Genomic DNA, 11,628 nt, shown 5'->3' with positions numbered 1-11,628 from the left:
CGACCCGCCGGGCCGGGCCGGACGTACCCGACCGTTCCGCGCCGACCGGCCGGACCGCCGTGCGATGATCGCCCGGTGGAGCGAGCGACGACGGGCCGGGGACGGATGCGCAGCGGTGCGGCCGCCGCCGGGGCACTGCTGGTCCTGCTGGGCCCGGCCGCGCTGCCGGCCGCCGCGGCCGAGCGGCCGGAGCGCGCCTTCACCATCCACGACAAGCGGATCACCGAGTCCAGCGGTCTCGCCGCCAGCCGGGCCCACCCCGGCGTGTACTGGACGCACAACGACAGCGACGACGGCCCGTACGTCTACGCCGTCGACAGCGAGGGCCGCACCGTCGCGACCGTCACCCTGCGCGGGATCAGGCTCCGCGACGCGGAGGCGATCTCGCTCGGCCCGGACGGCCGGCTGTACGTCGGTGACATCGGCGACAACCTCGACGGCACCTGGCCCGAGGTGTGGATCTACGCCTTCCCCGAGCCGGCCGAGCTGCACGACCAGACGGTGACCGCCGTCCGCTACAAGGTCCGCTACGAGGACGGGCCGCGCGACGCCGAGGCACTGATGGTGCACCCCGTCACCGGCCGCGCCTACATCGCCAGCAAGAAGCAGTCGGGCGGCGGCCTCTACCAGGGCCCGGAAGCGCTCTCGCCGACCGGCGTCAACACCTTCCGGCGGATCGCCGACGTGCCCTGGGTGACGGACGGCGCCTTCTCGCCGGACGGCCGCCGGCTGGTGCTGCGCGGCTACTTCGCCGCGGACCTGTACAGCTGGGACGGCATGCCGAAGAAGCTCCGGGCGCTGGACGTGCCCTTCCAGCGCCAGGGCGAGTCGGTGACCTTCTCCGCGGACGGCACCGCCGTGCTCTACGGCAGCGAGGGCGGCGACAGCGACGTCTGGCGGCTGCGCCTCGCCGGCGACGGGGCGACCGCGCGGTCCGGCAGCCCGACCGCGGCCCCCTCCGGGGGCGCTCCGGCGCCCTCCGGCCGGGCCGCCTCCGGATCCGGTCCGGGCGGCGGCAGCGACCACGCGCTCGCCGCGCTGATCGCGGTGGCAGCGGCGCTGGGCCTCGCCAAGCTCTGGTCCGGCCGGAAGAAGGGGAACTGACGATCCGTCGGATCGCCGGACGGGCGCCCGGGCGGACCGGTTCGGGCCGGTCCGCCCGGGCGCAACGCGCTCCCGGGGGTCAGCGGCCGCCGTTCACCACCGCACTGGAGACCGAACCGGTGTGCAGGTTCCACCGCTCCAGGATCCGGTCGTACTCGCCGTTGCGGATCAGCCGGTCCAGCGCCTTGGCGACGGCCGTGCGCAGCTCGCCGTCGGCCTTGTTCACGGTGATCGCGTACGGGCAGGACTGGATGTGGTCGCCCGTCAGCTGGAACCGGCCGCCGCGCGCCGCCGAGGTGTTGAACTGGGCCACCGGGTAGTCGTTGAGGTCCGCGACCGCCGTCCCGGCCGCGACCTCCGCCAGCGCCAGTTCGTCGTTGGCCAGCTGGTGCACGTCCAGCTTCTTGTCGTACCGGCTGCAGGCGCCCGCCTGGCGGATCGCGATCTCCGCCTGCACGGTGCCCTTCTGCACCGCGACGGCGTGCCCGCACAGGCTGTCCAGGCCGCTGATCCGCTCCGGGTTGCCGGCCTTCACCAGGATCGAGGTGCTGGTGAAGAAGTAGTCCACGAAGTCGACGCCCGGCCCGGAGGTGCGGCCCTGGTCGTCGATGCCGTTCTGCCGGTCGGTGGTGTCGATCACCGCCGACATCGCCAGGTGGACGTCCTTGGACTGCACGGCCGGGATCAGCCGGTCGAACGGCATGTCGACGAACTCGACCCGCAGCCCGAGCAGCTTGCCGATCGCCGCGGCCAGGTCCGGATCGAGGCCCGCCGGCCGGCCGTCGGCCTCCTTGTAGTCCACCGGGGCGTAGTTCAGGTACGAACCGATCCGCAGCACACCGGCCTTGCGGACGGCCTTCGGCACCCGGTCGCGCAGGTCGGACGAGCCGTCCGCGGCCGGCGAGGCCGCACTCGCACAGCCGGACAGCAGCAGGCCGGCCGCGCCGGCGGCCGCGAGGGTGCGCCCGGGCACGCGGGCGCGCCGGGGCAGGGGTGACTGGTGCATGGTGAGGGAGCTTCCTGAGGGAGGGAAGAACAGAGGAAGACTGATGGCACTCACGCCGCCGAGGCCGCAGGGTTACGCGACGCGGACCTGGTCCCGTCACCGGAGGCCGCCGCAGGATGGGCAGGCGGCCTGGTCGACCGAGGTACGCCACCGGGGGCGGACCGCCCATCCTTCCACCCCGGACGCCGCGGCGGACCCCGGGGTCCCTTACCCGGTGGTAGGCCGGCACCCGGGCGCACGCCGCTGTCGGTGGCCCGCGCTAGCGTCCCCGACCGGTGCCGATGCCGAACACAGGGAGGACCGATGGGCTGCCGAGGAGTGCACTTCGCCCTGACCGCCGCGCAGGCCGAACGGCTGCTCGCCGCCGCGGACGACGAGGCGGTGCTCGCCGAGGTCGCGGAGATCGAGGCGGCCTGGGACACCGACCACCTCGCCGAGACCGACAAGGCCTGGGACGCCATCCACCGCTGCCTCGCCGACGGCACGCTGACCTACGACGGCGGCGACTACCCGCTCTCGCACGCCGTCCTCGGCGGCCTGCCGCTGTACGACGCCGATGACTACGTCGTCGTCCTCACCACCCCGCAGGAGGTCGCCGACATCGCTGCCGCCCTCGCCGGGCTCGACGAATCCTGGCTGCGCGAACGCTTCTTCGCGCTCGACCCGGAGGACTACGAGGGCGCCCGCGACGAGGAGGACTTCGGCTACACCCGCTACTGGTTCGGCGAACTGCGCGCCTTCTTCGCGCGCGCCGCCGCCGACGGGCGGGGGGCGGTGTTCACCGTCAGCCAGTGACCGGACCGGTGACCGGCCCGGCAGCACCACGGCACACCGCTCGTTGGCGTGCCGACGGGTGGCGGGTCATGGTGAGGGGAGGGCGGCCGGCCGGGCGTTCACCCGGTGATCATCCGGGCCATGCCGGGTGGTGGGGCCGAGTTCCGGCCCGGGCGCGAGAGTACGGAGGTTCTCGGTCGACGGACCGGTACCCCTGTCGAAAGGTCTGTTGTGAAGCGCACTGCCTGGTTCACGGCCGCCACCGCCACCTCGCTGGCCGCCGCCATGGTGCTGACCGGCGGCACCGCCTCCGCGCACGACCGGGCGGGTGGCTCGCGGGCCGAGCGGGACTCCTACGGGACCAAGGCGCCGTACCTCCCGCAGGGACGGCCGGGCCGCTACCAGCCGGTGCCGAAGGGCTACACCGCGGTGTTCACCGAGAACGTCGCCCGGCACGGCTCCCGGGCCATGACCGACAGCAAGGACGGCGACGCGGTGCTCGCGCTGCTGGCCGAGGCCCAGGACCGCGGCGGCCTGACCGACCTCGGCCGCAGGCTCACCCCGCAGGTCCGGTCGCTGCTGGCCGGCGCCGCCGGGATCGGCTACGGCAACCTGTCCGGCCTCGGCGCGCAGGAGCACCGGCAGACCGCCCTGAGGCTGGAGCAGCGGCTGCCCGGGCTGTTCGACACCATCGCCGCCACGGGCGAGCCGATCGTGGTGGAGACCTCCGGAGTGGCCCGAGCGACCGCCAGCGCCAACGCCTTCACCGCGGGCCTGACGGCCGGCCGGCCCGAACTGGCCGGTCTGATCGGAGCACCCGTCACGGACAAGGACCTGCTCTACTTCCACAAGCAGCCGCAGAACGCCGACTACCAGGCGTACCTGGCGAAGGACCAGGACCTCGCCGCCGTGCTCGCGGCCGTCGACGGCATGCCCCGCACCGCCGAGGCCGCCCGGCACACCGTCGGCCGCCTCTTCCGCGCCGGCTTCGCCGCCACGCTGACCGCCGACCGGCAGATCGCCTTCGCCCGCTCGCTGTACGCCCTGTACAGCGCCGCGCCCGACCTCGCCGTGGAGGCGCCGGGCGTCGACCTCGACCCGTTCCTGGCCGACCGCGACGCCCGGTGGTTCGGCTACCTCGACGACGCCGAGGAGTTCTACCAGAAGGGCCCCGCCTTCAGCGGCCGCACCGTCACCTACCGGATGGCTGGCGTCCTGCTCGCCGACCTGTTCGCCCAGGCCGAGGCCCGGGCCGCCGGCACCGGCCGCAACGGTGCGGTACTCCGCTTCACGCACGCCGAGGAGATCGAACCGCTCGCCGTCCTGCTCGGCCTGCCGGGCAGCACCGAGCCCGCCGAGACCGACGAGCCCTACAGCTACCGGAACAACCCCTGGCGGGGCGCCGAGGTCTCGCCGATGGCCGCGAACATCCAGTGGGACCTCTACGCGGGCACCACGGCCCAGGGCGCACCGGGCCACCTCGTCCGGATGTTCTACAACGAGAAGGAGACCGCCTTCCCGGCGTCCTGCAAGCCGGTCGCCAAGGGCAGCTACTTCTACGAGCTCGGCGAGCTGGAGCGCTGTTTCGGCCGCGCCTGACGGACGGATCCGCCGGCCCGCCCCGCTCCGTCCTGCCCGGGCGGGGGCGGGCCGTACGGTCGGTCAGCGGCCCGGGGCGCTCGTCGGCGGCGCGTCCAGCACCCGGAAGGAGATGCCCGCCGCGACCAGCCGGTCGATCAGCGGCCGGCCCATCGCCACCGCCGTGGTCAGCTGCCCGGCCACCGGCGGCAGGTCGTCGTACGCCAGGCAGAGCGCCGACTCGGCGAGCATCTTGGCCGTCTCCTGGTAGCCCGGATCGCCGCCCGACACCTCGGTGAAGACCGTCCGCCCGCCCTCCGCCCGCGCCACGAACCGGACGGCGAACCAGGACCGCGCCCGCTGCTCCGCGCTCGGCCCCTCGCCCGGCTTGCGCAGCCGCCCCAGCGCCCGGCGCAGCACCGGCAGCTGCGCGGCGACGGCGACCGCCGCCACCGCGGCGACGCCGCCGAGGGCGATCGGCAGCCGCCGCACCGCCGCATAGTGCGCATAGCCGAAGTCCGGGCCGTACTCGTCCAGCGCGGCGGCCGAACGGGCCACCACCTGCGGGTCGATCGCGGGCATCGGCACCGCCCAGGCCCGCGCGGCCCGCGACCGGTGCGGCCGGCCGACCGGGGTGCGGACCAGCCGCCCCTTCGGCCGCGGCTCGACCGCGCGGCGCGCCCGGGCGGCCTGCGCCATCGCCCGCGGCCGGGAGAAGGCCGTCATCGCCGAGGCGAAGGTGCCGCCGGAGATGGTGCCGCCCGCGCGGACGAAGCCCTCCACCGAGAGCCGGGCCGCCGGGCCGCCGCGGTGCAGCAGCTCCTCGACGGTGAACAGCACGCCGAGGTCGTGCGGCACCGAGTCGAAGCCGCAGGCGTGCACCAGCCGCGCCCCGCTGGCCACCGCCCGCTCGTGGTGCCGCAGGTACATCCGGTCGACGAACTCCGGCTCGCCGGTGAGGTCCACGTAGTCCGTGCCGTTCTCCGCGCAGGCCGCCACCAGCGGCTCGCCGTACCGCAGGTACGGGCCGACGGTGGACACCACCACCCGCGCGGAGGCGGCCACGTCGTGCAGCGCCGCGCGGTCCGCGGCGTCCGCGACCAGCAGCGGGAGGTCCGCGCAGTGCGGGTCGATCTCCGCCAGCCGCGTCCGCACCGCGGCGAGCCTGCGCTCGTCCCGTCCGGCGAGCGCCCAGCGGCAGCCCTCGGGCGCGGCCCGGGCCAGGTACTCGGCGGTGAGCCCACCGGTGAACCCGGTGGCACCGAACAGGACGAGGTCGTACGGGCGCGGCGCGGCCATCAACAGTCCCTACTCGCGGGTAATCGACTGCGCCACGCTAGGAGTCCGCCTTGGCACTGTCAACGGCCGGGCCGCGGCCGGTGGCGCGCTCAGTGCGCGATGCCGTCGATGAGCTCCTGGGCGCCCTGCCGCTTGAGGGCGAGGGCGGTCGAGGTGCCGAGGTCCTCCGGGCTGAGCGCGCCCGCCCACTCGTGGGCGTCCAGCACCCGCTTGCCGTCGGGCGAGAAGACCCGGCCGCGCATGGAGAGCCGGCCGTCGGCCTCGGCCCGCGCGTAGCCGGCGATCGGCGCGTTGCAGTGGCCCTGCAGCACGTGCAGGAACATCCGCTCCGCCGCCGCCTCGCGCCAGGTCCGCGGGTCGTTGAGGCCGGTCACGGTGTCGACCGTGGCGGTGTCGTCCTCGCGGCACTGCAGGACGAGGATGCCCGCGCCGATCGGCGGGCACATCACCGCCACCTCCAGCACCTCGCTGATCCGGTCGGCGAGGCCGATCCGCTCCAGACCGGAGACGGCCAGCAGCAGCGCGTCCGCCTCGCCGGCGTCCAGCTTCGCCAGCCGGCTGTTGGCGTTGCCGCGCATCGGCACGCACACCAGGTGCGGGTGCGAGGCGGCCAGCTGGGCGACCCGGCGCACCGAGGAGGTGCCGATCCGGGTACCGGCCGGGAGCTCGTCCAGCGTCAGGCCGCGCGGGTGCACCAGGGCGTCCCGGATGTCGTCGCGCGCCAGGTGGGCGGCGAACACCGTGCCGGCCGGCAGCGGCCGGTCGGCCGGAACGTCCTTCAGACAGTGCACCGCGAGGTCCGCCTCGCCGGCCAGCAGTGCGGCGTCGACCTCCTTGGTGAAGGCGCCCTTGCCGCCGAGCGCGGCCAGGTCGCCCGTCCAGCGGTCGCCGGAGGTGGTGACCGGCACGACCTCCGTCCGGATCCCCGGGTGCAGCACGGCGAGTTCGGCCCGGACCCGCTCGACCTGGGCGAGGGCCATCGGTGACGAGCGGGTGACGATGCGCAGCGGTTCGGCCATGGGGAGATGATAGGCCGTCACATACCCCCGTCCGGACCGCGGCCCGCCGTGCCGGCCGGCACCGGAGGGCCCGTCCCGCCTGCCCAGCCCAGCAGCAGTACGGCAGCCAGCGCGGCGAGCGCGCACCAGGTCGAGGCGAAGGCGAGACGCCACAGCAGGGCGCACACGACGGCAGCCGCGCCCAGGACCAGGCCCAACCGCTGCAGCGCGGCGTCGCCGCTCAGGAGCGGCGCCCCGAGGGTGGCCAGCAGGTACCCGACGGTCAGCACCGCTGCCCGCGGCACGCCGACCGCGTACGTCAGCATGTGGTGGCGCACCTCGGCCGCCACCGGATGGCGAAGCACCGCCACCGCGAGCGGAACGGCGACCACCGCGCCCAGTACGGCCAGCGCACCGAGCAGTCGGCGCCGCGGACCGCCCGGCCCGGCCGCGCACCACACCCCGAAGGGCACCAGCAGCGGCAGCAGCGGCAGCGCGATCAAGGCCCACGCCGTGCGTGCCGCCTGCGCGGGGCCGGGCCCGATCCGGCCGTCCTCGCCCAGCCAGACCGCGGCCTCCACCAGCTGGTGCACCCCGAGCAGCAGCGGCAGCGCGGCCAGCGGCACCCGCCGCGGATCGCGCACCCGCAGCAGACAGACCACGCCGAGCCCCGCGACCACCACCCCGGCCGCCGCGTCCGCCTCCGCACTCCAGCACATCCGGCCTCCTCACCGAACCGCGGGCCGGCGCCCGCCCGGGGGCGGCGGGCCTCAGCGCCCGTGCCGCCGGGCCGGGGCGTCCGCGAGGGCGTTCCAGAACATCAACTCGTACGCCTGCAGCAACTGCCCGTACTCGCGGCCCACCCCGATCCGGCCCCCGTCCGGTGCCAGTGCCTCCAGCACCGCCACCGCGGCGTCCTCGGCGGCGGGAGCCGGACGGGCGAAGAAGTCGAAGAAGGCGCAGTCGGTGTCGTCGAAGCCGTAGTGGCGGCGCAGCCCCGTCGCCACGGCCGCGCAGTAGCCGCCCCAGGCGGCGAAGTTCGCGGTGAGCGCGAGCACCACCCCGGCCGGGTCCCCGTTCAGCGCGAGCCAGGCGAGGTAGGCGGGGTACGCCTGGCAGCCCGGCAGCGGCTTGCGGGCCGCGGCCTCGCGCGGCGACAGCCCGCAGCGGGCGGCGAAGGCCTCCAGCAGCCGCAGCGCCTCGCTCTCGCCGTCGGCGAGACCGGAGAAGTACGCGCCGCCGGGCCCGTCCGCGCAGCGGGCGGCCAGCACCAGCAGGCTCCGCCGGTCGCTCCCGATGATCCGGTACTGCTGTGCGGCGAGCTCCGACAGGACGGTCAGCGGGGCGGTGCCCGCTGCGATCTCCGGAACGAGACGGTTCTCTCGCTCACCGGGGGCGAGTTCCCGCCGGACGTCCTCCAGCACCTGGCGCGGCTTGCGGCTCATGCTCGGCCTCCTCCACTGTCGTCGGCCTGCCCGACGCGCTTCCGTCTGCCCGGGCCGCCGCGGCCCCACACGGACACCCGCGGGACACCCGCGGGCCACCCGCCCGGTCAGCCTAGGCACCCCGCGGCCGCGCGGGCGGTTCCCGGACCGGCGTGGCGGCACCCGGACACCGATCGGCTCAGCCCTCAGAGTCTGGGAGCGCTCCCAAATGCTCGAGCCGATCGCCCGCCCATGCTTCATTAGTCGTACTGGTCAGGCCGCCCCTGTGGGCCGGCGTCCATGGGTGTGGCTCAATCCTTCACGTATTGAAGTCGGTTGTGCGTATTGACGGCTGATCCGGCACTGGCTTTGATGAGGGCGATTCCGGCGCGCTGCCGAGCCGCCGCATGGGAGCGCTCCCGCATGTGCTCCCGTACCCGCGGCCGCCGGCATCGGCACTCTCGTACCACGGAACGCCGCCCGCGCGCGCCGGGCGCCCGCCCGCCGCCTTCCCCCGGCGGCGGCACCCGGACAGCCTTCAGAGAGGAACGAGACCCATGCGCCTTCAGCTGCGCCGGCGCCTCACCCGCCGGCTCGGCCGCAGTGCCGCAGCACTGGCCGCGGCCACGGCGGTCGTCGCCGCCCCGACCGGACTGCAGGCCGCGCATGCCGACACCGCCGCAGCCCCGGCCGCCACCGTGGCCGCGGGCGCCGGGTACTGGCACACCAGCGGCCGGCAGGTCCTGGACGAGGCCGACCGGCCCGTCCGGATCGCCGGAATCAACTGGTTCGGCTTCGAGACCGGCACCTACGTGGCGCACGGCCTGTGGAGCCGCGACTACAAGAGCATGATCGACCAGATGAAGTCGCTCGGCTACAACACCATCCGGATGCCGTACAGCGACGACATCTTCAAGGGCACCCAGCCCGCCAGCATCAACACCTCCGGCGGCATGAACGCCGACCTGGTCGGGCTCAACTCCCTCCAGGTGATGGACAGGCTGGTCGACTACGCCGGCTCGGCCGGCCTCAAGGTGATCCTCGACCGCCACCGCCCGGACTCCGGCGGCCAGTCGGCGCTCTGGTACACCGCCGCCGTCCCCGAAACGACCTGGCTCGCCGACCTCAAGTCGATCGCGGCCCGGTACGCCGGCAACTCCGCCGTGGTCGGCATCGACCTGCACAACGAGCCACACGACCCCGCCTGCTGGGGCTGCGGCGACACCGCCACCGACTGGCGGCTGGCCGCCCAGCGCGGCGGCGAGGCGGTGCTGTCCGCCAACCCCAAGCTGCTGATCTTCGTCGAGGGCGTGCAGACCTTCAACGGAAGCTCCGACTGGTGGGGCGGCAACCTGCAGGGCGCCGGCCAGTACCCCGTCCAACTCAGCGTCCCCAACCGGGTGGTGTACTCGGCGCACGACTACGCGACCAGCGTGGCGCAGCAGCCGTGGTTCTCCGACCCGACCTTCCCGGCCAACATGCCGGCGATCTGGGACAAGAACTGGGGCTACCTCTTCAAGCAGAACATCGCCCCGGTCTGGGTCGGCGAGTTCGGCACCACCCTGCAGTCCACCGCCGACCAGCAGTGGCTGAAGGCCCTGGTGCAGTACCTGCGGCCCACCGCCCAGTACGGCGCCGACAGCTTCAGCTGGACGTTCTGGTCCTGGAACCCCAACTCCGGTGACACCGGCGGCATCCTGAACGACGACTGGACGACCGTCAACACCGTCAAGGACGGCTACCTCGCCGACATCAAGGCGCCCGGCTTCGGCGGCACCGGCGGCGGAGGCGGCGACACCACCGCACCGACCGCGCCGGGCGGGCTCGCCGTCACCGGCACCACTGCCAGCACCGTCTCGCTCTCCTGGACGGCCGCCACCGACAACACCGGCGTGACCGGCTACGACATCTACCGCGGCGGCACCAAGGTCGGCAGCAGCACCACCACCGCCTACACCGACGGCGGACTGACCGCGGCCACCGCCTACAGCTACACCGTGCGGGCCAAGGACGCCGCCGGGAACCTGTCCGCCGCCTCCACCGCCGTCACCGCCACCACGGCCCCGACCGGGAGCAACGCCGGCTGCAGCGCAGCACTCACCCTGAACGACTGGGGCGCAGGCCTGACCGCCAACGTGACGGTCACCAACACCGGCACCGCACCGACCAAGGGCTGGAAGGTCGTCTGGCAGTGGCCCACCGGGCTCAAGGTCACCAGCAGCTGGAGCGCGGACGTCCAGCAGAGCGGGCAGACCGTCGGCGCCGCCAACCTCTCCTACAACGGAGCGATCGCCCCGGCCGGATCCACCACATTCGGCGTCCAGGCCACCCGCACCGAGAGCGGGGCCGTCGCCACCGCCGTCCCGACCTGCACCGCCACCTCCTGACCCGCGGCGCGGACCGGCGACCTGACCCCCGTTCCGTGCCCGGCCACGACACCGCCGCCCGGGAGCCCGCACTCCCGGACGGCGGTGTCACCCCATGCCCGCACGGGCACCGGGCCGGTCAGCGACCCGCGGCCGCCCGGCACCCGACATCGGCCGGGCGCCGGCTGATCACGCCGTCGCCGAGCGCGACCACGGCCGCGGGGCATCGTGGGACTCCGCGTGGCCCAGGTCGGTGCGCGCGTCGCTGCGCGCGTCGGTGCGCACCTCGGTCGGAGCGCCGAGCGGCTTGGCATGCTTCGCGGCGTCGACCGAACCGGGCCCGTGGACGGTGAGTTCGAAGTCCCGGTGCGCCTTGGCGTCCGGGGCGAGCGGCAGGCGGATCCGTCCGTCCCCGACCATGCGGCGCACCGCACCGCGGCTCAGACCGAGCCCCAGCATGAGCAGCCGTTCGACCCGGACGGGCGCGGGCAGCTCGAAGCCGACCACCACCGTGAGCGGTGTCGGGTCGTCGAGGGCGTAGAGGGGCGTGCGGGTCTCCAGCGCCCAGGTGCCGCTCCAGTCGAGGCGGTACCCGTTCTTCGTGGCGAGCGACGCACTCATCGTCAGCTCCCGCACCACGGCGAAGTCGTTGTTCTCGTACGCCACCAGCCGGGCCGGCTCCAGGGACGAGACGTGGACGCGTTCGTGGACGGGCACCTTCGAGGTCCGGTCGCAGGCCGCACAGCTCAGGAGCAGCCAGACGTCGAGCAGTTTGCCGCTCGCGTTGACGCGGATCCTGCCCGAGGCGCGGTGACGCGTGCCCGGGCAGTCCGGGCAGGGCCGGACGACCGCGGGCAGGGCGGACTGACGCACGGCCCAGTGGGCCTTGCGGTCGGTATTCATGGATGTGGTTGCTTTCAGGACTCAGCAGGAGCGCTCGCAGGCCGAGCCGCGGCTCCTGGAACATGACGGGTGCACACGAGGGCGCGAGTCATCGCCTCGGGGCCGAGTGGTCAGGCTCAGAGGTCGACCGCGCGACAGGTCGGTCGTAGCTACGTGGCAGCCGTTACATGTACATG

The 11,628-nt window shown here is 74.4% G+C and carries 10 protein-coding genes; 4 read left to right on the top strand and 6 right to left on the bottom strand.

Annotation, left to right across the window (positions count from 1 at the left end; all coding sequences use genetic code 11):
- The first annotated feature begins 105 nt into the window (after window positions 1-105).
- The gene (locus KSNIM_RS06535; protein WP_263107851.1) at window positions 106-1,104 is read left to right on the top strand and encodes a hypothetical protein; all 999 of its coding nucleotides are present in this window, start codon (window positions 106-108) and stop codon (window positions 1,102-1,104) included.
- 79 nt (window positions 1,105-1,183) lie between these two features.
- Here KSNIM_RS06535 and KSNIM_RS06530 read toward each other — a convergent pair whose 3' ends face one another.
- Window positions 1,184-2,110 carry an ABC transporter substrate-binding protein gene (locus KSNIM_RS06530; RefSeq protein ID WP_263102275.1) on the bottom strand — a complete coding sequence of 309 codons (927 nt, stop codon included), beginning with the start codon at window positions 2,108-2,110 and terminating at the stop codon, window positions 1,184-1,186.
- A gap of 303 nt (window positions 2,111-2,413) precedes the next feature.
- On the opposite strand from KSNIM_RS06530, the gene KSNIM_RS06525 reads away from it, so the two are divergent.
- Both KSNIM_RS06525 and KSNIM_RS06520 read left to right on the top strand, forming a co-directional pair.
- Complete coding sequence (locus KSNIM_RS06525) at window positions 2,414-2,905, top strand: YfbM family protein (protein ID WP_263102274.1); 492 nt, start codon at window positions 2,414-2,416, stop codon at window positions 2,903-2,905.
- Between the two features lie 210 nt (window positions 2,906-3,115).
- Window positions 3,116-4,483, top strand: coding sequence for a histidine phosphatase family protein (locus KSNIM_RS06520; protein ID WP_263102273.1), 1,368 nt, complete (start codon window positions 3,116-3,118; stop codon window positions 4,481-4,483).
- Between the two features lie 63 nt (window positions 4,484-4,546).
- Here the strand turns inward: KSNIM_RS06520 and KSNIM_RS06515 are convergent, their stop codons facing one another.
- The 4 genes from KSNIM_RS06515 to KSNIM_RS06500 all read right to left on the bottom strand — a co-directional run bounded on the left by KSNIM_RS06515 (window position 4,547) and on the right by KSNIM_RS06500 (window position 8,204).
- A complete protein-coding gene (locus KSNIM_RS06515; RefSeq protein ID WP_263102272.1) occupies window positions 4,547-5,761 on the bottom strand; it encodes a saccharopine dehydrogenase family protein in 1,215 nt (404 codons plus the stop codon).
- A gap of 89 nt (window positions 5,762-5,850) precedes the next feature.
- The gene (gene hemC / locus KSNIM_RS06510; RefSeq protein ID WP_263102271.1) at window positions 5,851-6,780 is read right to left on the bottom strand and encodes a hydroxymethylbilane synthase; all 930 of its coding nucleotides are present in this window, start codon (window positions 6,778-6,780) and stop codon (window positions 5,851-5,853) included.
- 17 nt (window positions 6,781-6,797) lie between these two features.
- Entirely contained in the window at window positions 6,798-7,478 is a 681-nt protein-coding gene (locus KSNIM_RS06505) for a DUF6629 family protein (RefSeq protein ID WP_263102270.1), read from the bottom strand.
- Between the two features lie 51 nt (window positions 7,479-7,529).
- Window positions 7,530-8,204, bottom strand: a complete 675-nt coding sequence (locus tag KSNIM_RS06500) for a transcriptional regulator (RefSeq protein WP_263102269.1) — start codon at window positions 8,202-8,204, stop codon at window positions 7,530-7,532.
- A gap of 536 nt (window positions 8,205-8,740) precedes the next feature.
- Here KSNIM_RS06500 and KSNIM_RS06495 point away from each other — a divergent pair.
- Entirely contained in the window at window positions 8,741-10,570 is a 1,830-nt protein-coding gene (locus KSNIM_RS06495; protein WP_263102268.1) for a cellulase family glycosylhydrolase, read from the top strand.
- Window positions 10,571-10,738: 168 nt separating this feature from the next.
- Here the strand turns inward: KSNIM_RS06495 and KSNIM_RS06490 are convergent, their stop codons facing one another.
- Window positions 10,739-11,452 carry a DUF1062 domain-containing protein gene (locus tag KSNIM_RS06490; protein ID WP_263102267.1) on the bottom strand — a complete coding sequence of 238 codons (714 nt, stop codon included), beginning with the start codon at window positions 11,450-11,452 and terminating at the stop codon, window positions 10,739-10,741.
- Window positions 11,453-11,628: the final 176 nt, after the last annotated feature.

This window comes from Kitasatospora sp. DSM 101779 (assembly GCF_025655475.1).
In the GTDB taxonomy this organism is placed as follows: Bacteria; Actinomycetota; Actinomycetes; order Streptomycetales; family Streptomycetaceae; genus Kitasatospora.
The sequence above is the reverse complement of the archived record's forward strand: the minus strand, read 5'-3'. Positions and strand labels throughout refer to the sequence as shown.